Origin of the sequence: Streptomyces corchorusii (genome assembly GCF_001514055.1) — a bacterium.
GTDB lineage: Bacteria > Actinomycetota > Actinomycetes > Streptomycetales > Streptomycetaceae > Streptomyces > Streptomyces olivaceoviridis.
The window spans coordinates 159,066-181,961 of record NZ_KQ948359.1; the positions used below are offsets into that span (position 1 = coordinate 159,066).

Annotated in this window: 20 protein-coding genes and 1 pseudogene; 5 read left to right on the forward strand and 16 right to left on the reverse strand. The window is 73.4% G+C overall.

The features are described 5' to 3' along the window. The first annotated feature begins 98 nt into the window (after nt 1-98). Complete coding sequence (locus AQJ11_RS24175; RefSeq protein WP_059264349.1) at nt 99-1,298, forward strand: serine hydrolase domain-containing protein; 1,200 nt, start codon at nt 99-101, stop codon at nt 1,296-1,298. Between the two features lie 153 nt (nt 1,299-1,451). Continuing rightward, nucleotides 1,452-2,195: a GntR family transcriptional regulator gene (locus tag AQJ11_RS24180; protein WP_059264350.1), complete on the forward strand. Its 744-nt coding sequence runs from the start codon at nt 1,452-1,454 to the stop codon at nt 2,193-2,195. On the opposite strand, the gene AQJ11_RS24185 is transcribed toward AQJ11_RS24180, so the two are convergent. From AQJ11_RS24185 to AQJ11_RS24195, 3 genes are all read right to left on the reverse strand, one after another. Beyond that, nucleotides 2,165-2,938 (reverse strand): class I SAM-dependent methyltransferase, encoded by a 774-nt coding sequence (locus AQJ11_RS24185; RefSeq protein WP_059264351.1) that lies wholly within the window; start codon nt 2,936-2,938, stop codon nt 2,165-2,167. The two genes, AQJ11_RS24180 and AQJ11_RS24185, sit on opposite strands and share 31 nt — an antisense overlap. Before the next feature lie 96 nt (nt 2,939-3,034). Next, nucleotides 3,035-3,499 (reverse strand): hypothetical protein, encoded by a 465-nt coding sequence (locus AQJ11_RS24190; protein ID WP_244218331.1) that lies wholly within the window; start codon nt 3,497-3,499, stop codon nt 3,035-3,037. 49 nt (nt 3,500-3,548) lie between these two features. Then, nucleotides 3,549-4,142 carry a PadR family transcriptional regulator gene (locus tag AQJ11_RS24195; RefSeq protein WP_059264352.1) on the reverse strand — a complete coding sequence of 198 codons (594 nt, stop codon included), beginning with the start codon at nt 4,140-4,142 and terminating at the stop codon, nt 3,549-3,551. A gap of 76 nt (nt 4,143-4,218) precedes the next feature. Here AQJ11_RS24195 and AQJ11_RS24200 point away from each other — a divergent pair, with 76 nt between their 5' ends. After that, nucleotides 4,219-4,617, forward strand: coding sequence for a nuclear transport factor 2 family protein (locus AQJ11_RS24200; RefSeq protein WP_059264353.1), 399 nt, complete (start codon nt 4,219-4,221; stop codon nt 4,615-4,617). 30 nt (nt 4,618-4,647) lie between these two features. On the opposite strand, the gene AQJ11_RS24205 is transcribed toward AQJ11_RS24200, so the two are convergent. Continuing rightward, nucleotides 4,648-5,535, reverse strand: coding sequence for a hypothetical protein (locus tag AQJ11_RS24205; RefSeq protein WP_244218332.1), 888 nt, complete (start codon nt 5,533-5,535; stop codon nt 4,648-4,650). 116 nt (nt 5,536-5,651) lie between these two features. Beyond that, a complete protein-coding gene (locus tag AQJ11_RS24210) occupies nt 5,652-6,902 on the reverse strand; it encodes a cytochrome P450 family protein (protein ID WP_059264354.1) in 1,251 nt (416 codons plus the stop codon). A 383-nt stretch (nt 6,903-7,285) separates the two neighbouring features. Between AQJ11_RS24210 and rho the strand changes: the two genes are divergently transcribed. Beyond that, nucleotides 7,286-8,434 carry a transcription termination factor Rho gene (gene rho, locus AQJ11_RS24215; RefSeq protein ID WP_059264355.1) on the forward strand — a complete coding sequence of 383 codons (1,149 nt, stop codon included), beginning with the start codon at nt 7,286-7,288 and terminating at the stop codon, nt 8,432-8,434. 101 nt (nt 8,435-8,535) lie between these two features. Beyond that, nucleotides 8,536-9,381 (forward strand): annotated as a pseudogene (locus AQJ11_RS46240) (D-alanyl-D-alanine carboxypeptidase family protein); the annotation flags it as partial. A gap of 59 nt (nt 9,382-9,440) precedes the next feature. Here the strand turns inward: AQJ11_RS46240 and AQJ11_RS52440 are convergent. The 11 genes from AQJ11_RS52440 to AQJ11_RS24270 all read right to left on the reverse strand — a co-directional run bounded on the left by AQJ11_RS52440 (nt 9,441) and on the right by AQJ11_RS24270 (nt 22,878). Continuing rightward, nucleotides 9,441-10,865, reverse strand: coding sequence for a glycosyltransferase family 87 protein (locus tag AQJ11_RS52440; RefSeq protein WP_059264356.1), 1,425 nt, complete (start codon nt 10,863-10,865; stop codon nt 9,441-9,443). Beyond that, nucleotides 10,862-12,256 carry a polyprenol phosphomannose-dependent alpha 1,6 mannosyltransferase MptB gene (gene mptB / locus AQJ11_RS24225; RefSeq protein WP_059264357.1) on the reverse strand — a complete coding sequence of 465 codons (1,395 nt, stop codon included), beginning with the start codon at nt 12,254-12,256 and terminating at the stop codon, nt 10,862-10,864. Before mptB ends, AQJ11_RS52440 begins: the two co-directional genes overlap by 4 nt. 211 nt (nt 12,257-12,467) lie before the next feature. Beyond that, on the reverse strand, nt 12,468-13,397 hold the full coding sequence (locus tag AQJ11_RS24230; RefSeq protein WP_014670918.1) for a glutaminase: 930 nt from the start codon (nt 13,395-13,397) through the stop codon (nt 12,468-12,470). 135 nt (nt 13,398-13,532) lie between these two features. Continuing rightward, complete coding sequence (gene aspA / locus AQJ11_RS24235) at nt 13,533-14,945, reverse strand: aspartate ammonia-lyase (protein WP_059264358.1); 1,413 nt, start codon at nt 14,943-14,945, stop codon at nt 13,533-13,535. Nucleotides 14,946-15,061: 116 nt separating this feature from the next. Continuing rightward, the gene (locus AQJ11_RS24240; protein ID WP_244218333.1) at nt 15,062-16,093 is read right to left on the reverse strand and encodes an asparaginase; all 1,032 of its coding nucleotides are present in this window, start codon (nt 16,091-16,093) and stop codon (nt 15,062-15,064) included. A 41-nt stretch (nt 16,094-16,134) separates the two neighbouring features. Continuing rightward, nucleotides 16,135-17,574 carry an amino acid permease gene (locus tag AQJ11_RS24245; RefSeq protein ID WP_014670921.1) on the reverse strand — a complete coding sequence of 480 codons (1,440 nt, stop codon included), beginning with the start codon at nt 17,572-17,574 and terminating at the stop codon, nt 16,135-16,137. Beyond that, the gene (locus AQJ11_RS24250) at nt 17,571-18,302 is read right to left on the reverse strand and encodes a FadR/GntR family transcriptional regulator (protein ID WP_078611689.1); all 732 of its coding nucleotides are present in this window, start codon (nt 18,300-18,302) and stop codon (nt 17,571-17,573) included. The genes AQJ11_RS24245 and AQJ11_RS24250 overlap by 4 nt, the downstream gene beginning before the upstream one ends. Nucleotides 18,303-18,432: 130 nt before the next feature. Next, nucleotides 18,433-19,269, reverse strand: a complete 837-nt coding sequence (locus AQJ11_RS24255) for an undecaprenyl-diphosphate phosphatase (RefSeq protein ID WP_014670923.1) — start codon at nt 19,267-19,269, stop codon at nt 18,433-18,435. A 556-nt stretch (nt 19,270-19,825) separates the two neighbouring features. Further along, nucleotides 19,826-20,785, reverse strand: a complete 960-nt coding sequence (locus AQJ11_RS24260) for an SMP-30/gluconolactonase/LRE family protein (RefSeq protein ID WP_059264359.1) — start codon at nt 20,783-20,785, stop codon at nt 19,826-19,828. 53 nt (nt 20,786-20,838) lie between these two features. Then, nucleotides 20,839-21,126, reverse strand: a complete 288-nt coding sequence (locus AQJ11_RS24265; protein WP_014670925.1) for a helix-turn-helix domain-containing protein — start codon at nt 21,124-21,126, stop codon at nt 20,839-20,841. Nucleotides 21,127-21,315: 189 nt separating this feature from the next. Then, entirely contained in the window at nt 21,316-22,878 is a 1,563-nt protein-coding gene (locus AQJ11_RS24270; RefSeq protein WP_059264360.1) for a glycosyl hydrolase 53 family protein, read from the reverse strand. Nucleotides 22,879-22,896: the final 18 nt, after the last annotated feature.

Here is a 22,896-nt window from a genome sequence, read left to right on the forward strand (position 1 = left end):
GGCGGCGCCGGTCTTTTCTCCGGTCCGACCAGTCGGTACGTTCGGGGCGACCGGGCCGCGGTGCCGCTGCCCGGGTTCCCGGCGACGACGGAGGTCACATGTCCGCGCACGAAGCCCAGGAGACACGGCAGACACCGCAGACGGACGCGCAGGTCCACGGGCACTGCGATCCCCGGTTCGCGGCGGTACGGGAGGCGTTCACGGAGAACTTCCGCGCACGCGGGGAGCTCGGCGCCGCGGTGGCGGTGACCGTCGCCGGGGAGACGGTGGTGGATCTGTGGGGCGGCTGGGCGGACACGGCCCGTACCCGGCCCTGGGCCCGGGACACCGTGGTGAACGTCTGGTCGACCACCAAGGGGCCCGTGGCCCTGTGCGCGCACATCCTCGCCGACCGGGGGCTGCTCGACCTCGACGCCCCGGTGGCCGCCTACTGGCCGGAATTCGCCGCCGAAGGCAAGGACAAGGTGCTCGTACGGCACCTGCTGTCGCACCGCGCCGGGCTGTCCGGGCTGCGCGAGCCGCACACCCTGGAGGAGCTGTACGACTGGGAGCTGACCACCGCGCGGCTCGCGGCCATGGCGCCCTGGTGGGAGCCGGGCACCCGGTCGGGATACCACGCGCTGACGTACGGCTTCCTGGTCGGGGAGGTCGTGCGGCGCGTCTCGGGACTGCGCCCGGGAGCCTTCCTGGAGCGGGAGGTGACCGGACCGCTGGGGCTGGACTTCACCGTGGGCCTGCCGGAGCGGGAGTCCGGCCGGGCGGCGGAACTGGTGCCTCCACCGGCCGTGTCACGCAGTGAACAGGAAGCGGTGTTCAGCCAGTTGGCGCCGGCCGCGCTGGCGGCCCTGGCCAACCCGCCCGTCGGGGCGGCGGAGGCGAACAGCCCGGCCTGGCGGGCGGCGGAGATCCCGGCGGCCAACGGTCACGGCACCGCCCGGGCGGTCGCGGCGCTGTACGGCGTCTTCGCCGGGCGCGGCTCGTACGGCGGCCGGCGCATCCTGTCCCCCCAGGCGGCGGAGCGGGTGCGCGAGGGCCAGGGCAGTTGCCGTGACCTGGTGCTCGGCGCGGGTTTCGAGGGCGAGACCGAGGTGGGGCTCGGGCTGTGGCTGAGCGGGCCCCAGGGGTCGTACGGCCCGAACCCGCGGGCTTTCGGCCACGACGGATTCGGCGGTTCCTGTGGGCTCGCCGATCCGGACGCGGGGGTGTCGCTGGGCTACGTCATGAACCGGATGGGGCCGCACATCGCCAATGATCCACGGAAATCAGCGCTGGTGGACGCCCTCTACAGCGCCCTGTGAGGGGGCGGCGCGGCACCCGGTGACCGCCGTGCGCGCGAGTGGATTTCGGTCGAACCGACCGACCGCTCTTCCCTCGTGGTTTAGACCAATGGTAGTCATGGTCGCGCAATGAGCCCGCACGACTACCCTTTGTCACCGACAGGAGGGCGCGGCATGGCCCGCACCACCCCGCACGATCCCCCGCCCGGCGACGCCCGGCCCCTGTACGGGCGGATCGCGGCGCTGCTGCTCGACGAACTGCGCGCCGGCACCATTCCACCGGGCGAACGGCTGCCGGGCGAACGGCACCTGGCCGCGCACTACGGGGTCAGCCGGGAGACCGTCCGGCAGGCCCTGGAGGTGCTGCGCCGCAGCGGCGCGGTCGCCACCGACCGGCGGGGCAGCCACGCGACGCTGCCCGGCCGGCCCGTCGAGGCGGCGGATTCGCTCACCTTCCCGGTGGGTGCGCGGCCGGTGGACCCGTACGCGGTCGACCGGGCCACGGTGACCTGGGAGGCGCCGCCGCCGGAGCACGCGCGGGCCCTGGGGCTGGCCCCGCACCGGCCGACGCTGGTGCACCGCTACCGGTCGGTGACGCCGGACGGCCGGTCTCTGCGCACGGCGGTGACGTCGTTCTCCGCGGTGGCGCTGGCCGAGGTGGCGGAGCTGGCCCGCTACCGGGACCGGGCCGACGGGGCCACGCCCGCGCAGCTGCGACGGGCCTACGACTGGATGCGCAAGGCGGGCTTGTCCCTGCACCACCAGGACGCCATCACCCAGGTCGGCGACGCCTCCTCGGTGCGGGTGACCCGGCGCGTGCACGACCAGTACGCGCGCCCGCTGGAGATCACCGACCTCGTGGTGGACGCCGAACGCGACGCCTTGGTCTACGAGTTCACGCTGCCCGCCGCGGGCTGACCGCCGAGGGGGGCCGCGTCGGCTCGCCGGGCCACCACCAGCCGGGCGCGCGGGCTGCCGTCGGCTCGCCGGCCGAACCCGGGCAGGACGCCCAGCTCGACCGCCAGGCCCGCGCGCTCCAACTCGCGCAGTACGGCGCTCAGTCGGAAGGTCCGGTAGTACATGACGAACGGCGGTCGCCACAGCGCGTTGCGCAGCCGCATCACCGCGTCGAAGCCGAGCAGCGTCCAGAAGCCGGGGTGGGCCGGGCCCGGCGGCGCGAACACCGGGAAGGCGAAGCGGCCACCGGGGCGCAGCACCGAGCGGACCTGGCCGAACAGGCCCGGCAGTTCGCGGGGCAGGAAGTGGCCGAACGCCCCGAAGGAGACGACGAGGTCGAAGGCAGCCGTGAACGGCAGGGCCCGGGCGTCGCCGCGGACCCATGCGACCCTCGGCCCGTCGGCCGCCGGCACCCGCCGCCGGGCGACGTCGAGCATGCCGGCGCTGAAGTCGACCCCGGTGACGCCGCGGCGGCACAGCCCGGTCAGCAGGTGCGTCCCGGCGCCGGTGCCGCAGCACAGGTCCAGCCCGTCCGTGAAGGGGCCGAGCGGGGCGAGCGCCTCGGCCACGGAGTCCAGCACGGCGTCGGGCGTCCGGAAGGGGGTGTGATCGAACTTCGGCGCGAGCAGGTCGTAGCCGTGCTCGACGGACGACAGCGCCTGCACGGTCAGCTCGCGGAGTGTGGGGCCTTCGGGACCGAACATGACGTCAGCCTATGCCGGTGGTGTCGCGGCGCGGGCGAACGCGGGAAGAGCGAGGACGGGCTTGCACCGCGGGCTCGGCCGGCCCCGGCGCCGCGTTCAGCCGAACATGTCGTGGCACAGCCGCGCGATCTCCGGTGTGGTGACGCCGTCCGCCTGGCGGCACAGGTCGCGCATCCGGACGGCGGCGGGCGGCCGGGAGGCGGGGCGGGGGCGCCGGACCGGGTGTCGTACCGGTGTCCGGCGCTCCGGGCGGGGGTGTCGCACCGGCGGGGCGGCCGGGGCCACCGCCCGGGGAGGCGCCGCGGGCACGGGTGCGCGGCCGGTCCCGGTGCTCCGGCGCGGCCCGGCCGACGGACGGGGCCCGTGGCCGGTGCGGACCAGCGCCGCGTCCCCGGACGGCGTTCCGGCCGGCTCCTGGGGCACCGGGGGCCGCACCACCGTGTCCGGTGCGAGGGAGCGCCGGGGGCGGGCGGCGTCGGGCACGGGACCGGAGCTGACGGTGGTGCAGCCGGCGACGGTCACCAGCGCCGCCACCAGCAGCGGCAGAAGTCGGCGAGGCACCCGCCCACTGTGCCGCGGCACCCGGGGTCACGGCCCGTTCCGCAGGGGATCACCACCCTGATGAGCGATTCCCCTGGGCCGGCGCGGCGTCGGTGCGCCGTCGCAGCACCGTGAGGACCCGCTCGCACCAGCGCAGGTTCTCCTCCTCGAAGGCGATTCCGGCCAGAAGCGTGAGGTACGGCCCGACCCGGTCGGCGGTCCGCAGGAACTCCTCCTCCGCACGCCCGTCGAGCAGGCGCTCGCGCACCCGCCGGTAGCGGTCGAGCTTGCCGCGCGCCCAGCCCATGCGTTCCTCGATCAGTGCCCGGGCGGCCTCCGGGTCACCCCCGTCCATGGCCTGGACCTTGATGAGGAGTTCGTCCCGGATCGCGGTGGGCCGCTTCGGCGGCTCGGCGGCGAACGCGCTCAGCTCGGCCCGGCCGGCCTCGGTGAGCGTGAACATCCGCTTGTTGGGACGGCGTTCCTGCTGCACGGTGCGGGCCTGGACCAGCCCGTCCCCGGCGAGGCGCTCCAGCTCCCGGTAGAGCTGCTGGGGGGTCGCGGGCCAGAAGTTCGCGAACGAGACGTCGAAGGTCTTCGACAGCTCGTAGCCCGAGGCCTCGCCCTCCAGCAGGGCGGCCAGCACGGCGTACTTGAGCGACATGTGGACAGGCTAACAGCCAGTTGACTAATCTCATCCGCACTTATTCAATTAGTTGACTAGTGAGTGGGGTGAGCCGATGCGCGCGTTCCGCGAGGCGGTGGAGGCCGGGGACCTGGACGCCGTCGAGGCGCTGCTGGCCGAGGACGTCGTCTTCACCAGCCCGGTCGCCTTCAAGCCGTACCCGGGCAAGGCGATCACCGCGGCGGTGCTGCGCGCGGTGGTCCAGGTCTTCGAGGACTTCCGGTACGTCCGGGAGATCGGCGACCCGGACGGCCCGGACCACGCGCTGGTGTTCCAGGCCCGGGTCGGCGACCGGGAGCTGACCGGCTGCGACTTCCTGCACGTGAACGAGGACGGCCTGATCGACGACCTCATGGTCATGGTCCGTCCGCTGTCGGGCGCGCAGGCCCTCGGCGAGGCCATGGGCGCGCGGTTCGCGCGGATCGCGGAGGAGGCCGGGGCGCGGTCGGCGTGAACCGCCGCGCTCACCGCGGCACGGCGGCGATCAGTCCTGGAACTGCCGCAGCGTGGCCTTGGCGTCGGTCTTCAGCCAGTCGGTGACGTCGGTCAGCGCGGGCGGGTCCTTGTCCTCGCCGTACGAGGTGAGGTAGACGCTGTAGCTCATCGTGTACGTCACCCAGCCGTCGCGGACGGCGAGGGTGGCGTACCGGGAGCCGCTGGAGGAGGAGCCGTTCGTGGTGTCCTGGCTGACCAGGTAGGCCTCGTCGCCGATGCCCTCGACCGGGTCGACGTCGTAACCGGTGTGGCTGTCCCCGTAGTTCTTCCAGGTGGCGGTGAACTCGGGCGCGGGGTCGGTCCTCTTGTGCAGGTCCAGCTGCATGGTCAGGTAGGCGTCGGCGTAGGAGGAGCCGGACTTCTTCAGGCCCACGCTGCAATAACTCTCGTCCAGCGCCTTGTCCTTGAGCGAGGTGCGGGTCGGCGAGGAGTCGTTCTCGGTGTACTCGTCCTTGAAGGACGAGTAGTCGGCGCTGGAGCACATGTTGGAGGGCGCCGAGTAGCCGCGCAGGTCAGCGCTGCCGCTCCGCCCGCCGACGAGGAGGACACCGGCCGCCCACGCGGCGGAGGCGACGACCGCGCCGACGGCGGCCCACAGCACCGCACGGCCCGCCCCACCGCCGCCACCGGCCGGCGGGAGGGGCGGTACGGGCCCGTACTGGGGTGCCTGCGCGTACGGGTTGCCCGGCTGGTGCTGTCCCGGCGCGGGCTGGGCGGCCAGGGTGGGCTGCGCGTGGAACGTTCCCGGCGGGGGCGACTGCGGGTTCGGGTAGGGGTAGGCCGTCGGCTGCGGCGGGACGGCCGGTTGCTGCTGGGGCTGAGGGGACTGCTGTGCGGGCTGGTCGGCCGGCTGCGGGGGCTGCGGTGGCGTGGACATGTCGCGAAGATAGTGCACGGTTGGTGGTCAAGTCCCCTGACGTCCGGGATCGTTATGGTCTGCGGACCTCTGTTCCCCGGCCCCGACGGTCCGGCCGGTGTGCGGGACGGGGCGGGTCACCCCGCCGCGAGCCGCACCGGCAGAGCGCGCACGCTGTTGCCGACGAAGCCCGCGTGCGGCACCAGGCCGGCTTCGGGCACGGCGAGTCGCAGCGACGGGAAGCGGGTGAACAGCCGCTCCAGGGCGACCGTGGCCTCCAGCCGGGCGAGCGGTGCGCCCAGGCAGTAGTGGGCGCCGTGTCCGAGGGACAGGTGCCGTACGGCGCCGGGCCGGGCGAAGCGGGTGAGGTCGAAGCGGTCGGCGTCCGGGCCGTGCGCCGCCGGGTCGCGGCCGGCGGCGGAGTAACCGGCGAGCACGGGGGTGCCGGCGGGGACGAGCGTGCCGGCGACGGTCAGGTCCCGCACGGGATAGCGGAACGGGAAGTAGCTGACCGGCGCGTCCCAGCGCAGCGTCTCCTCCACCACGTCCGCCCAGCTCGCCCGGCCCGCGCGCACCAAGCCGAGCTGCTCGGGGTGGGCGCACAGGGCGCGCACGGCGTTGGTGATCAGGTTGAGCGTGGTCTCGTGCCCGGCGATGATCATCAGCAGCAGGGTGCCGATCAGCTCCTGCTCGCCGAGCCGGTCGCCGCCCTCGTCGCGGGCGGCGAGCAGCGCGCTCGTGAGGTCGTCGCCGGGCCGCGCGGTCTTCGCCGCGGCGATCTCGCCCAGGACGGCGACGATGTCGCGGTTGGCCGCGACGGCCTCGGCCGGTGCGGTGTCGGTGGCCACGACCAGGCTGCCGAGCCGGTGCAGGCGGTCCCGGAACTTCACGTCCACGCCCAGGAGTTCACAGATCACGCCCATCGGCAGGGGCAGGGCGAAGTGCCGCCGCAGATCGGCGACCCCGTCGCCCGCGGCGGCGGCCCGGGCCAGCCCGTCCAGCAGGGACTCGGTCAACTCCTCGACGCGCGGCCGTAGTTCCGCCACCCGGCGGGGTGTGAAGGCGCGGGCCGCCAGGGACCGCAGCCGCCGGTGGTCGTCGCCGTCGGCGGTCGTCATGCCCGGCACGGTGGCGAACGTCAGCAACGGCCAGCCCTCGCCGACCCTCCCCTCGCGCAGGGCGGTGAAGTGGCGCGCGTTCTTCGCGACGTGGGGGTGTTGCAGGAACTCCTTCAGCGCCTCGTGCCCGAGTACGGCCATGCCCTCGATCCCGCCGGGCAGCTCGACCGGGGCCACGGCGCCCCGGGCCAGCAGTCGCGCGTTGACGGCGTGCGGGCAGCCGCCGGCGGGGTCCAGGCGGTGCGGGGTGCGGGCGGCCGAGGTGTCCACCCGATGCTCCTGACGTTCCCCTGACAAGGCGAGTCCTCCTGACGTCCTGCCGAGAGGACGCCCGCCCCCCGGGAATAGGCCCGTCCGGTGGTGTGTTGACCGGAGCACGGGCGCGGTACTCCCCCGAGTGGTACCGTTCCCTCAGCACTCGTGCACGGCCACCGTGGCCGCCGGTGCCAGTTTCTCTCCTTCACGCTGATCCGTCCGCCGTTTTCCGGATGTCCGGCTCCCGGCGCAGTCAGCTTCCCGGTACCACCTCGTGACGGGCCTTCCGCGCCGTGCCCGAGGTGCCGTTCCCGCCGCCCGGAGGCAGTCACAGGCGCCTCCCGCTCGCGGCCTCCCCCCTTCTCCGCCCTGATCCGTCCGCGAAAGGACTCCCTTCCATGACCACCACACTCGAACACCCGTCCGCGGCCCGGCAGGCCCCGGCCGCCCCCCTCGTCACCGGTGTCCTCGACATCGACGCGCACGGGAAGGGGCACCTGCGGGCCGCGAGCCTCCTGCCCTCCCCCGCCGATCCGCAGGTCGCGCCGGCGCTGATCCGCCGCCACGGGCTGCGCAAGGGCGACCTGGTCGAAGGCGTCCGGGGCGCGCAGCGGGCCCTGACCGAGGTCGCGCGCGTCAACGGACGCGCGCCCGGCGAGCCCGGTTCCCGCCCGCACTTCCGCGACCTCACCCCGCTCCACCCGCACCGGCGCATCCGTCTGGAACACCCCGCCTCCGGCCTGGCCGGACGCGTCACCGATCTGCTCGCGCCGGTCGGCAAGGGCCAGCGCGGCCTCATCGTGGCCCCGCCGAAGACCGGCAAGACGGTGCTGCTCCAGCAGTTCGCCGCCGCCGTGGCCGGCAACCACCCCGAGTGCCGGCTGATGGTCCTGCTGCTGGACGAGCGGCCCGAGGAGGTCACCGAGATGCGCCGCTCGGTGCGCGGCGAGGTGTACGCCTCCACCTTCGACCGGCCGGCCAAGGAGCACATCGCCCTCGCCGACCTCGTCGTGGAGCGGGCCAAGCGCCTGGTGGAGGCCGGTGAGGACGTCGTCGTCCTGCTGGACTCGCTGACCCGGCTGTGCCGGGCCCACAACAACGCCTCCGCCGCCGGCGGCCGCACCCTGAGCGGCGGTGTCGACGCCGGCGCGCTGCTCGGCCCCAAGCGGTTCTTCGGCGCCGCGCGCCAGGCCGAGGGGGGCGGCTCCCTCACCATCCTCGCCACGGTCCTCGTGGACACCGGCTCCCGCGCCGACGGCTACTTCTTCGAGGAGCTGAAGAGCACGGGCAACATGGAACTGCGCCTGGACCGGGAACTCGCCGGCCGCCACGTCTTCCCCGCCGTCGACATCGACGGCAGCGGCACGCGGCGCGAGGAACTCCTGCTGACCCCGGGTGAGTTGACGGCCGTGCACGGTCTGCGCCGCGTCCTGCGCGCGCGGGACGGCGGGCCCTTCGGGCTGGAGACCCTGTTGGAGCGGCTGCGCGCCACACCCGACAACGCCGCGTTCCTGCGGCAGGTCCGGCCCACCCTGCCGGCCGCCTGACGCGCGGCCACGGGGCGGTCGGCTGCGGCATCCGGGTTGCCCCGGCGACCCGAACGGCCCGGCGGTGTGGTGCATACACCCCAATTTCGTACTTTGATCATATGATCACCGGATTCTCTTATCGCGCGGCGGTGTCGGCCTGCTCCCTCTGTGTGGCGGGTCTGCTGGCGCTCACGCCGGCCGCTGCCGCCGCCGGGCCCCGGGCCGCGCAGCCCGCCGGGGAGCCCGCCCCGCCCCGCCCCAGGGCGGCGGTGCCGGGGCCGTCCCTGCTCTACCGCTCCGGCATCCAGGTCCGGCCGCACGGGGACGCACCCGGGCTGCCGGACGTCTCGGCGCTCTCCTGGCTCGTCGCCGACGCGGGCAGCGGCGAGGTGCTGGCCGCGTACGACGCCCACCGGGAGCTCCCGCCCGCCAGCACCCTGAAGACCCTCTTCGCGCTCACCGTGCTGCCGGTGCTGCCCAGCGGGCAGCAGCACACCGTGCGGTACGGCGAACTGGACGACGTCGGCGAGGGCAGCAGCCTGGTCGGCGTCGAGGAGGGGCACACCTACCAGGTGGCCGACCTGTGGCGCGGCGTCTTCCTCAGCTCCGGGAACGACGCCGTGCACGTGCTCGCCCGGATGGGCGGCGGCTGGGAGGCCACGGCCGCCCGCATGCAGGACAAGGCCCGCTCGCTCGGCGCCCTGGACACCCATGTGGTCTCCCCGGACGGCTACGACGCCCCGGGCCAGGTGTCCTCCGCCTACGACCTCGCGGTGTTCGGCCGGGCGGGCCTGCGCAACCCCGACTTCGCCCGGTACTGCGCCACCGCCGAGGCCCCCTTCCCCGGTGACGGGTCGCCGTACCCCATCGAGAACACCAACCGGCTGCTGACCGGCGAGGACGGCGTGGCGCCGTACCCCGGACTCATCGGGATCAAGAACGGCTACACCAGCAACGCGGGCAACACCCTGGTGGCCGCGGCGCGCCGGGGCGGGCGCACCCTCGTGGTGAGCGTGCTCAACCCTCAGGCCGGCGGCGGGTTCACCGTGTACGAGGAGGCCCGCTCCCTGCTCGACTGGGGTTTCGCGGCGGACGGGCGGGTCGACCCGGTCGGCTCGCTGGACGGGCTGCGACCGCACTCCTCCCGGCCGGCGGCGTCCGCGACGCCGGTGGCGGCGGCCGTGGCACCGGAAGACGACTCGGACTGGTCCGGCACCGCCGTCGTCGCGGGGCTGTCCGGGCTCGGCGCGGGGGCCGTGGCGCTGGTGCTGCGGGCCAAGGGGAACCGGGGGGCCCGCGACTGACCCACCGGCAGGCCGAGCAGCAGGCCCAGCGAGATCCACGTGTAGAGATTGCCGCCCAGGAACCCGTCGAGGCCGGAGGCGTCGTCGAACCACAGCCACACCACGCTGGTGCACAGCACCGCGTACAGGGCCGCCGCGACCCGCGGGTGCCCCGCGCGGACCAGCACCGCGAAGGAGGGCAGCAGCCACACCAGATGGTGTACCCAGGTGATCGGGCTGACCAGGCAGGCCGCCGCACCGGTGAGCGCGAACGCCGCCGCCCAGTCGCCGGCCGCGACCGCCCGCCGGGCGCGCCACGCCCAGACGCAGAGGGTCAGCAGGACCGCCGTCGCCCACAGGGGGCGGCCGGTCTCACCGAGGCGGGCCAGCACCCCTTGCAGCGACTGGTTCGACACGTAGTCGAGGCGGCCCACCCGGCCGGTGTCCCAGAGCGCCTCGGTCCAGTAGAAGCGGGAGGCCGCCGGATCCGCCCAGGCGGCCAGCGCGGTCGCGGCCAGGGCGACGGCCGTCGCGGTGCCGGCCGCCCGCCGGCGCCCGGCGAGCAGCAGCAGGCCGACGAAGAGGGCGGGGGTGAGCTTCACGGCGGCGGCTAGCCCGATCCCCGCGCCCGCCCAGCGGCCCCGGCCGCTCGCCAGCAGCCAGGCATCGCCGAGGACGAGGGCGAGCAGCACCAGGTTCACCTGGCCGAAGCTGACGGTGTCCCGCAGCGGCTCGAACAGGGCCAGCAGGCACAGGCACAGCGCCCACCGGTACCAGCCGTGCCGACGCCGGTGCGGCCCGGCCAGGACGCGCAGGACCACCGCGAGCGCGGCGAGGTTCACCAGCAGGGACACCACGATCGCCGCCGTCCGGCCGAGCAGGGCCAGCGGCAGCATGGCGACGGCGGCGAACGGCGGATACGTGAAGCCGTACGCGGTGCCCGGCACCCGGTAGTCGTAGATCCGGCCGCCGTGGTGCACCCAGGTGTGCACGGTGCCGTAGTACACCCGCAGGTCGAAGAAGCCGCGCAGCAGCGGCACGGTGGCCGTGAACACGGTCACGGCCGCCGCGAGGAGCAGGACGAGCAGCAGCCGGCCCCGGTCCGTACGCGGCCCCGGCTCTCCCAGCCGTCCGGGCAGCCCCGGCCCCCGCCACCGGCCCGTCATGCCACGCGCCCCGGAACAGGGGCCCGGGCCGCCTGGTGGGCCTGCCACAGGACGACCACCCCGAGCGCCGCGCCGGAGACCGCGAGCACCAGCTGTCCGAGGTCGGCCGGGCCACCGCTGGGCAGTACGGCGAGGGCGAGCACCCCCGCCAGGGCGGCCACCCGGTGCCGTACCGAGGTACTGGGCGCGGCGGCGGCGATGAGGAACAGCCCCCACAGCACGTACCAGGGGCGGATCGCCGGGCCGAAGACGGCGACCGCGAGCAGGCTCAGGCCCAGCGCGTACACCGGCCGGGGCCGTAGTCGCAGCCAGATCAGCAGGACGGCGACGGCGGTGGCCGCGAGGCCCAGCAGGTGCCAGGCCGGGACGGCCAGCGGGGCCAGACCGCTGCCGAGGTGGGCGAGCAGGGCGCCGGTGGCGCGGCCGAGCAGGCTGGTCAGCGCCCAGTTGTGCGGGGAGACCGGGGTGTCCAGGGCGCCGATCCAGCCGTAGCCGGTGCCGGCGACGGCCGTGGCGGCGACCGTCGTCGCCGCGGAGGCCGCCGCCGTGGTCAGCGCGGCCGGCAGCGGACGGCGGCCGGAGCGGACCCGCAGGGCCACGACGACCGGCAGGCCGAGCAGCGCCGGTGCCTTGACCAGGGCGGCGAGGGTGACGAGGACGCCGCCGAGGACGGGCCCGCGGCCCCGCGCGGCGACCAGGCCGAGCCCGAGCAGGCCGAGCATCAGGGCGTCGTTGTGGGCGCCCGCGACCAGGTGCAGCAGCACCAGCGGGTTCAGGGCGCCGAGCCACAGGGCGGCGGCCGGGTCGGCACCGCTGTGCCGGGCGAGGCGGGGCAGCGCCAGCGCCATCAGGGCCACGCCGAGCAGGGCGACCAGGCGCATGCCGAGCAGGCCGGCGGGCACCTCGCCGCGGGTCAGCGCGGACAGCGCCGAGGCGAGGGCCAGGAAGGCGGGGCCGTAGGGGGCGCCGGTGTGCCGCCACATCGGGGCGACCTCGTCGGCGAGCGGGCCGCCGAGCCGCGCCGGGCCGTGGGCGTAGACGTCCATGTGGGCGTCGACCATGGCGCCCTGCGCGAGATAGCTGTACACGTCCCGGCTGAACAGCGGCGGGGCGAGCAGCAGCGGGGCCGCCCACACGGCGAGGACGAGCAGCAGGGCGCGCGGGGTGGGCGGCTCGGGACCCCGGACCAGCCGGCCGAGGAGCACCCAGGCGGCGATGAGCAGGACGACCCCGAAGTACACCCCGACCAGGCCGAGCGCGGCCTGCGCCGAGGCGGGCGCCAGGAGGTCCCGGACGGGGAGGGCGCCGGCCGTCTCACCGCCGAGCGCGAGGAAGGCGGTGCCGGCCAGGCCCATCACCTGGCAGCGGCGGAGATCGACGGGGAACGCCATGGACAACACCCGGTCAGCGTGTCGACGCCGGGTGGCCGGAAGGAGACGACAGCCCTGCCGGGCGGGGGCCGGGGTATGACTGGCACGTGGTGGGCCCCGGCCGGATGCCCGGTGCCGGTCCGTCGTGGCGCGTCGGGCTCCCCGGGGCTTCGCCCGGATCCGGGTCCCCTCGCGGGTCGGCTGCCCCGCCCCCTGCCGGAGGGTGACGCGCTCAGAACACCGACAGCCCAGTCAGGGTCGTGAAGCGGTCCAGGGCCGCCACACCCGCCACCGAGTTGCCGCGTTCGTCCAGGCCCGGGCTCCACACGCAGAGCGTGCACCGGCCCGGTACGACGGCGATGATCCCGCCGCCGACCCCGCTCTTGCCGGGCAGGCCGACGCGGTAGGCGAAGTCGCCGGCCGCGTCGTACGTGCCGCAGGTCAGCATGACCGCGTTGACCTGCTTGGCCTGGCTGCGGCTGAGCAGCCGGCCGCCGTCGGCGCGGATGCCGTGCCGGGCGAGGAAGCCCGTGGCGAGGGCCAGGTCGGCGCAGGAGGCGGCGATGGAGCACTGCCGGAAGTACTGGTCGAGCAGGACCGGCACCTCGTTGTCGATGTTGCCGTAGGACGCCATGAAGTGGGCGAGGGCGGCGTTGCGGTCACCGTGGGCGGTCTCGGAGGCGGCGACCTCCTCGTCGAAGCCGAGATCGGGGTTGCCGCTCTCGGCGCGCAGGAAGGACAGCAGCTCGCCGGCCGCGTCCCCGGTACGGGTGTGCAGGCGGTCGGTGACCACGAGCGCGCCCGCGTTGATGAAGGGGTTCCGCGGGATGCCGTTCTCGTACTCCAGCTGGACCAGGGAGTTGAACGGGTTGCCGGAGGGCTCGCGGCCCACGTGCTCCCAGAGTTCGTCGCCCTCGCGGGCCAGGTCCAGGGCGAGCGTGAAGACCTTGGTGATCGACTGCGTGGAGAACGGCTGCCGCCACTCCCCCACCCCGTACACCGTGCCGTCCAGTTCGGCGACGGCCATGCCGAACCGGCGCGGGTCGCGGGCGGCGAGCGCCGGGATGTAGTCGGCGGACCGGCCGCGCCCGGGAGTGCGATCGATCTCCGCCATGATGCGATCGAGGACCGGTTGGAACTGCGAGGACATGATCGTCATCATGCCGCACCCCTGGCGCCGGGGCGCTCCGGGGCGTCGGCGGCTCCCTTCGCGACGGTGCCCGACGGCGGGGTTCCCGGGTGGGACGGCACCCGCGGTCCGGCCGGGAGGACGGGCCGGACCGCGGGTGCCGTCGGGTCAGGCCGCCGGCGTGGTCCCGCTGCCCGCGAGGACCTCCGGACGGAGGAGTCCGGTGAGCTGTTCGGCGGGCAGCAGGCCCTTCTCCAGGACCAGTTCGGCCACGCCACGGCCGGTCGCCAGGGCCTCCTTGGCGATGTCGGTGGCGGCGGTGTAGCCGATGTGCGGGTTGAGCGCGGTGACCAGGCCGATGGAGTTCTCGACGGTGGCGCGCAGCCGCTCGGTGTTGGCGGTGATGCCGGACACACAGCGCTCGGCCAGGGTCAGGCAGGCCGTCCGCAGGTGCGTGACGGACTCCGACAGGGAGTGCAGGATGATCGGCTCGAAGGCGTTGAGCTGGAGCTGTCCGGCCTCGGCGGCCATGGTGATGGCGACGTCGTTGCCGATCACCTCGAAGGCGACCTGGTTGACCACTTCGGGGATGACCGGGTTGACCTTGCCCGGCATGATCGACGAACCGGCCTGCACCGGCGGCAGGTTGATCTCGCCGAGACCCGCGCGCGGGCCGGAGGACAGCAGCCGCAGGTCGTTGCAGCTCTTGGAGAGCTTGACCGCGATGCGCTTGAGGACGCCCGACATCTGGACGAAGGCGCCGCAGTCCTGGGTGGCCTCCACCAGGTTGGCCGCCGTGACCAGCGGCAGGCCGGTGATGTCCGACAGGTGCCGGCGGGCCGCCTCGGCATAGCCGGCGGGGGCGTTGAGACCGGTGCCGATGGCCGTGGCACCGAGGTTGATCTCATGGATCAGCTCGACGGCCTCGGCAAGACGGCTGCGGTCCTCCTCGATCATGACGGCGAACGCGGAGAACTCCTGACCGAGCGTCATCGGTACCGCGTCCTGCAACTGTGTACGGCCCATCTTGAGCACGTCACGGAACTCGACGGCCTTGCGGGCGAACGCGTCCTGGAGTACGGACATCGCCTTGAGCAGTCCACGTACCGCGAAGATCGTCGCCACCTTGACGGCCGTCGGGTAGACGTCGTTGGTGGACTGGCCGAGGTTGACGTCCTCGTTGGGGTGCAGATGCGTGTACTGCCCCTTGGCATGGCCGAGCAGTTCCAGCGCGCGGTTCGCCACGACCTCGTTGGCGTTCATGTTGGTGGACGTGCCGGCGCCGCCCTGGATGACGTCCACGACGAACTGGTCGTGCAGCTTCCCGGCCCGGATCTCCCGGCAGGCGGCCACGATCGCCGCCGCCTTCCGCGGCGCCAGCAGCCCGAGTTCCTCGTTGGCGAGGGCGGCGGCCTCCTTCACCGCGGCCAGCGCGTCGATCAGGTGCGGGTAGGCGGAGATCGGCGTGCCGGTGATGGGGAAGTTCTCCGTCGCGCGCAGGGTGTGGACACCCCAGTACGCGTCGGCGGGCACATCGCGGTCCCCGAGGAGATCGTGTTCGCTGCGGGTGGCGGCGGTCATGAGGGTACGGTCCTCTTCCTGAGGTGCGGAGGTGGAAGCGCCCCTGAAAAGGGCGCGGGGAACTGCGCGATCAGCCACGACGGGCCCGCGGGTCCGCGACGGCGGATCCGGCGGAGTTACGCGCAGGCGGTGAGCGGAACCGGGTCCAGCGCGCGCACGACCCGCACGCATCCCACCGGCTCCCCGCCCCCGAGCAGCGGCTCCCCCGCGAACTCGGTGAGCAGGGCGGGATCGACGCCCGCGCGGGCGAGCGCCGCCGCGGCGACCGGGATCCGCGCCCGGTTCGCCCCGTCGGCGATCTTCACCGCGACGGCCCGGCCGTCCGGCAGCGCGGCGACCTGCACGCCCTCGAAGCCGTCCTTGGCCAGCAGCCCCGGCACGGCCCGCATCAGCGCGGCCACGTCACGTCCGGAGCCGGAGGCCATCTCGGCGTGCTCGCGCATCGCGTCGGCGACCCGGGCCTCGGGTGTGCCGGGCTCGGCGGAGGTGATCCGGGCGAGGGCGCGGGCGAGGCCGTGCGGGGAGACGGCGAACAGCGGCGCGCCGCAGCCGTCGACGGTGACCCGGGCGACGCGCTGGCCGGTCAGCTCCTCGACGGTGGCGGCGACGGCCTGCTGGAGCGGGTGCTCCGGGGCGAGGTAGTCGTCCAGGGACCAGCCGTTGAGCTTGGCGGTCCACAGCATGGCGGCGTGCTTGCCGGAGCAGTTCTGGGCGAGCCGGGAGGGCAGCCGGCCCTCGCGGACCCAGGAGTCCCGGACGACCGGGTCGAACGGCATGTCGGGCACGTTGCGCAGGTCGTCCTCGGTGAGACCGGCGAGTTCGAGGATGCGGCGGGTGCCGGCGAGGTGGCGTTCCTCTCCGGAGTGGCTCGCGGCGGCCAGCGACAGCAGTTCGCCGTCGAGCGGCAGCCCGGCCCGCAGCATGGCGACGGCCTGGACGGGTTTGAGGGCCGAGCGCGGGTAGAACGCCGCCTCGATGTCACCGAGTTGGAAGCGCACCTGGCCGTCGGCACCGAGGACGACGACGGAGCCGTAGTGGATGCCCTCGACGACCCCGCCGCGGACGAGGTGGGCGACGGGGGCGTGGAGGGGTTCGCGGACGACGGGCGCGTCGGCGGGGGAACTGCTGTGGGGGGAACTGCTGTGCATCACTGCCTGCATCATGGGGTCGGGGTCGGCCGGTACGCGGGTCACGCGTCGGCGCCGGTGGACGTGCGGTTCATACGGGCGCGGACGGCGTACCAGCCCGCGACCAGTGCGGCGACGATCAGCGGCAGACAGAGCACGGTGGTGCGTCCGGCGCCGCCGTCGGCGTACATGAGGACCAGGACGGAGGCGAGGAACGCCAGCGTCACGAGTTCGGTCCAGGGGGAGCCCGGCAGCCGGTACGACGGCCGGGCCAGCTCGCCGTTCCGGGTCTTCCGCCAGAACAGCAGGTGACAGAGCATGATCATGCCCCAGGTCGCGAGGATGCCGATCGCCGCGAAGTTGAGGACGATCTCGAACGCGTCGGAGGGGACGACGTAGTTCAGGCCCACGCCGAGGACACAGATTCCGCTGGTGAGCAGGATTCCGCCGTACGGCACCTGGCTGCGGCTCATCCGCCCGGTGAACTGGGGGGCCGAGCCGCTCATCGCCATGGAGCGCAGGATGCGGCCGGTGGAGTACAGGCCGGAGTTCAGCGACGACATGGCGGCGGTCAGGACGACCAGGTTCATCACACCGCCGGCCGCCGGGACGCCGATGTGGGACAGGACCGTGACGAAGGGGCTCTCACCGGCGGAGTACTTGTTCCACGGGAGCAGCATCGAGAGCAGGACGACCGAGCCGACGTAGAACAGGCCCACGCGCCACATGATCGAGTTGATCGCCTTGGGCATGATCTTCTCGGGGTTCTCGGTCTCGCCGGCGGCGACGCCGACCAGTTCGACGGAGGCGTAGGCGAAGACCACGCCCTGGATGATCAGCAGCATGGGCAGCAGGCCGTTGGGGAAGACGCCGCCGTTGCCGGTGATCAGGGACGGGCCGGGGTGGTGGCCGTCGACCGGGTGCTGGGTGACCAGCAGGAAGATGCCGATGCACATGAACACGACGAGCGCGCCGACCTTGACGATCGCGAACCAGAACTCCAGTTCGCCGAAGATCTTGACCGAGATCAGATTGACGGTCAGCACGACCGCGAGGGCGATCAATGCGATCAACCACTGCGGGATGTCCGAGAACATGCCCCAGTAGTGGGTGTAGGTGGCCACCGCCGTGATGTCGGCGATACCGGTGGTCGCCCAGTTCAGGAAGTACATCCAGCCCGCGGTGTACGCGCCCTTCTCGCCCATGAACTCCCGGGCGTAGGACACGAAGGCACCGGAGGACGGGCGGTACAGGACGAGTTCGCCGAGGGCCCGGACGACCAGGAAGGCGAAGACGCCGCAGACGGCGTAGGCGATGAAGAGGGAGGGGCCGGCGTCGGCGAGCCGGCCGCCCGCGCCGAGGAAGAGGCCGGTGCCTATGGCGCCGCCGATGGCGATCATGTTGACGTGCCGGTGCTTCAGCCCTTTGCTGTAGCCGGCGTCTCCGGCGTCGACATGGCCGGACGAGGGGCGCGTCTCGTCTTTGAGGTGCTGCTCGCTCACGCCTCGGGTCCGCCTTCCGTAGGGGGGTCCGTCCGCTGGGGACGCACGATGTCGGTGAGGGTCGTCTCGACGCGGTCCAGGTGGTGGCTCATGGCCTCCACGGCGTCGTGCTCGGAACCGTCGGTCAGCGCCTCGACGATCGCCCGGTGCTCGCGGTTGGACTGCTCGCGGCGCCCGCCCAGTTCGTTGAGGAAGGCCGACTGGCGCGCCAGTGCGTCGCGGATCTCCTCGATGACCCGGCGGAAGACCGGGTTCTGGGCGGCCTCGGCCACGGCGAGGTGGAAGAGGGTGTCCATCGCGACCCAGGCGGTGGTGTCCGTCTCCCGCTCCATGCGGTCGAGCAGGTGGGCCAGGTGGTCCAGGTTCTCCGGGGTGCGGCGCAGGGCCGCGTATCCGGCGACCGGGATCTCGATGTGACGGCGCACTTCGAGCAGGTCGCTGGCGGCGTAGTCGCCGAAGGTGGGGTCCTCGACCGTGTTCGCGACGACGAAGGTGCCCTTGCCGGTCCGGGACACGGTGAGGCCCATCGTCTGCAGCGCGCGCAGCGCCTCGCGCAGCACGGGCCGGGACACCTCCAGGGTGCGGCACAGCTCGGCCTCGGAGGGGAGCTTGTCGCCGATGGCGTACCGGCCGCGCTCGATGGCGTCGCGGAGGTGGGCGAGCACCGCTTCCATGGCGCTGACGCGCCGCGGGGCCGGACCACCTGTCTGGCTGTCTGACAGGTTCACGGGAGCGATCCTGCGGCTTGCGGGCAGGGGCTGTCAAGGCATCCGGTAAGGAAACATTCACGGGGTACGGCGCCTGAATTCAGGCATCCGCACCCCGTGGATGATCAGCGGCTTCGCTCGGCCGCCGGGCTCAGCTGCTGAGCGTGCCGGTGGCCAGCAGGCCGAGGAGGCCGACGCCGATGACGATCCGGTAGATCACGAAGGCGTTGAAGGAGTGCTTGGCGACGAACTTGAGCAGCCAGGCGATGGAGGCGTAGGCGACCACGAACGAGACGATGGTGCCGACGGCCAGCGGGGCGGCGCCGACGCCCGCGCCGAGGGCGTCCTTCAGCTCGTACAGGCCCGCGCCGGTCAGGGCCGGGATGCCGAGGAAGAAGGAGAGCCGGGTCGCGGCGACGCGGTCCAGGTCCAGGATGAGCGCGGTGGACATGGTGGCGCCGGAGCGGGAGAAGCCGGGGAAGAGCAGGGCGAGGATCTGCGAGCAGCCGACCCACATCGCGTCCTTGAAGGACGTGTCGTCCTCACCGCGCTTGTGCCGGCCCATCTGGTCGGCGGCCCACATCACGCCCGAGCCGACGATCAGCGACCCGGCGACCACCCACAGCGAGGCGAGCGGACCGTCGATCAGCGGCTTCGCGGCCAGGCCCACCACCACGATCGGAATCGTGGCGGCGATCACCCACCAGGCGAACTTGTAGTCGTGGTGGTAGCGCTCCTCGCGGTTGGTCAGACCGCGGAACCAGGCGGTGACGATCCGCTTGATGTCCTTGAAGAAGTACACGAGCACGGCGGCGATGGCGCCGACCTGGATGACGGCGGAGAACCCGACGACGGACTTGTCGTCGACGGGGATGTCCATGAGCCCCTCGGCGATCTTCAGGTGGCCGGTGGAGGACACGGGAAGGAACTCGGTCACCCCCTCGACTACTCCGAGGACGACGGCCTGACCGACGGAGATGGCGCTCATGGGATCCAGTTCTGAGGAGAGTTGGTCGACATTGCTGTAGACAGTACTTGCTGTGCCCGGCCGTGCGGCAAGCGCCTGGGCCCACGGGCGCCGGCGGGTGAGACCCCGGCGAGAAGGCCGCCGCGAGACCCGCCGGCGCGCTTGCCGCGACGTTCAGGGCAGCGTAGAGGGCCGGGCCGTCCTCGGTCGGCCGCGGCGCCTCGCGGGGGAAGGCCGGGCGGCGAAGGCGCCCCGCGGGAAGACCGAGCCGTGGCGGGCCCGCACGGCGCGGCCGGTGAGGGGACGCGGGGGCGCGCCGACGGGGGCTCCCGTGATGGCGAGCGGCCGGTTCACAACGACTTCTTACCTCCACTGTCCGTTTTGTCCGGCGTGTTGTCCGGGGCGGGAGGGACACCTCGTGTGCGGAGGCCGGCCGCGCAGGCGGAGAACGTGGTGGCGCCGCCGGCTGGGGGCCGGGCGCCGCGGATCGCCGTCTTCGGGAAGGTCATGCTGGTGGGTCTCCTGTTCGGCCCTTGTCCCGGCGGACGATCCAGGCCGGGACCAGGCTACCGCCGCCTCAGCGGGCGGCGGGCCGGGCGCAGACCGCCAGACCGGACTCCCAGAGGCTGCCGAGCACCAGGTGGTCGCCGACGGCGCACACGCTGGTCACCATGCGGAAACCGGAGTGCCGGCGGGTGAGGTGGTGGACGGTCCGGCCCCGGTCGTCGACGGCGACGACGCCGACGGTCCCGCTCGGGCGGTACGGCGCGTGGACGGTGGCCCGCGCGGCGGCGCGGCGGACGGCCGGCGGGGTGCGGTGCAGCAGGCCGAGCGGGGGGACACGGGGGCTCGCCAGGGCGACCCAGAGCGGCCCGTCGGGACCCTCGCGCCAGAGGTTGTCCGGCATCCCGGGGAGGTCGGCGAAGGGTTCGGCGTGTCCGGCGCGGGGGCCGGTGAGCCGGCAGCGGGTGAGCCGGCAGGAGCCGGTCTCGGAGATCACCAGGAAGGAGCCGTCGGCACCGAGGGCGAGCCCGTTGGCGAATTGCAGCCCCTCCAGCAGGACTTCGGGTTCCCGGTCGCCGGGGGTGAGCCGGAGCAGGCGGCCGGTCCCGGTGTGTTCGACGATGTCGCCGATCCACCGGTCCAGGGGGTGGCGGCGGCTGGAGACGGTGAAGTACACGGTGCCGTCGGGCAGGGCGACGGCGTTGCTGCAGAAGCGGAGCCGCTCCCCCGCCACCGTGTCCGCGAGGACGCGGACGCTTTTGTCGTGCGGGCTGACGCGCAGCAGGCCGCGTTCGGCGTCGCACACCACCAGGTCGCCGTCCGGCAGGAGTTCGAGCCCGAGGGGACGGCCGCCGGTCTCGGCCAGCACCTCGGTGCGGACCGTGAGCGGGTCGCCGAGGTGGTGGACGCGGAGGATGCGCCCGTCCGCCACTCCGGTCAGCACGCGCCCGTGCGCATCGGCGACGACGTCCTCGGGGCCGCGGGCGCGCAGGGAGACGTAGTGGAGCGGTACGAGTGCCGCCGATCGGTCCATGTGCGGTCCCTTCCGTCGGTGCCCCTGCCGGCAGCCGCCCGTGGCCGTCCCCTTCACCAGCCCTTTTCGAACATCCGGGCCACCTCGGCGATGCGGATCTCGTCGCGCCGGTAGTAGGTGCGGCCGTGGATCCGGCGGGTGCGCAGGACGCCGAGGCGGGTGAGGAGGTCGAGGTGGGCGAGCGCGGTCCGGCGGGGCACGCCCAGCTTGGCGGCCACGGCCCGCGCGGTGACGCCGGTCTCGGCGGGGTCGCGGCGGCGCGAGACCGGGAAGTGGGCCGACGGGTCCTTGAGCCAGTCCAGGATGGTCTGCCGCATCCGGCCCGAGGGGGTCCCCGTCATCCGTCCGCCCTCCCGTCCCCGGCCTCCTCGTACGCAGTCTTCCCACTGTGGCGCGGGCGACGCCGTCAGGTGCGGGACTCGGCGGCCGTTGTTCGGTACCGAACGGCCGTGCGACCGAGGGGGGTCCCGCCGCCGCGCAGCACGGCGAGGGCCCGGCCGCCGCCGCGACCGGGCCCGTCCACGGACGGCTCAGCGGTGGCCGAACCACGCCATGGAGGACAGCGCCTTGTCGTCGTAGCCGAACAGGGCCTGGTTCTCCCAGCCGTTGCCGGACGCGGCGTCCGCCGGGTCCCAGCCGTTGCCGGTGACGGCGGTCCAGGTCGCCTCCCAGGAGAAGACGCCGAGACCGCGGCCGTTCGGGACGGCCTCCGCGATGCTCGCCACGTCGTTCAGCCACTTGGTCTGGCCGGCCACCGTCGCCGGGTAGCCGGGGACCAGTTCGCCGCTGGTGTCGATCTGGTTGGTGAGCGCGTCGTCGCTGTCCAGCCGGAAGGGGTAGGCCGTCTCGGCGACGAACACGGGTCTGCCGTAGCGGGAGGCCGCGTCGTCCAGCGTGCTCTGGAAGTCGGAGAGCGGGCCGTGCCAGTAGCCGTAGTACGACAGGCCGATCGCGTCGAACTTGACGCCGTTCGCGACCGCGTTGTCGAACCACCACTCGGTGCCGGCCTTGTCCCCGCCCTTGGCCAGGTGCAGCGCGACCGTGGTGGACGGGTTGACCGCCTTGACGGCGTCGTAGCCGGAGTTGATCAACCCGGCGAGCCGGCTCCAGTCGTCCGTGGACCCCTCGGACCAGAGCATGCCGCCATTGATCTCATTGCCCACTTGGACCATGTCGGCGGTGGTGCCTTGAGCCTTCAAGGCGTTCAACACGTCGTACGTGTGGTGGTACACGTCCGTCTTGAGCTGACCGTAGGTGTGGCCCGCCCACGCGGCCGGCTTGTTCTGCTGGCCCGGATCCGCCCAGCTGTCCGAGTAGTGGAAGTCCACCAGCAGCTTCATGCCCTGCGCCTTGACGCGCCTGGCCATCGCGAGGACGTGCGCCTTGTCGTTGAAGCCGTCGGCCGGGTTCACCCAGACCTTCAGGCGGGCGTAGTTCATGCCGGACGACCTGAGGATGGAGAGCGCGTCCCCGGTCGCCCCGGAACTCGTCCTGTAGACGCCGCCCTTGGCCTCGCTCTTGGCGAGGGAGGAGATGTCGGCGCCGTGGATGGACGTACCCGTGGTGCCGGACGTGAAGGTGAGATCGTCAACGTTGATCCAGTTGCCGGCGTTCGCGTCACTGTTGACGCTGATGGTGCACTGGTTGTTGGTCACCTTGACCGACGTGACGATCCGTATCCATCCACTGGACGATATCGGCAGATCGGTGCGCTGTTCCGCACTGCCGCAATTCCTGAGCGACATGTACGCGGCCTTCTGCCCGCCACTGGACCGGACCCACGCCGTCACCGTGTAGGCCCCGTTGGCCAGCCCGGACAGGTACTGGTACGTCTCCACCCGGTAGGCGGACGACGCGTAGTGGCTGAGGCGGTAACTCCCGCCGTGGCCACCGGGCTCGGTGTACGAGGCGCCGGTGTCGCCGTACTCGGACCAGCCGGCGGGCGTGGCCGTGCCCGTGCCGCCGGACTCGAAGCCGCCGTTGGTGAGGGTGCTCGCGGCCTGGGCGCTCTGGGCGGGCAGGGCGGTGAGGGCGAGCCCGGCCGCGAGCGCCGGCAGCAGGACCCTGAGGGTGCGTCTGGGATGGAACTTCATCGTCCGTCGTCCCTTCGA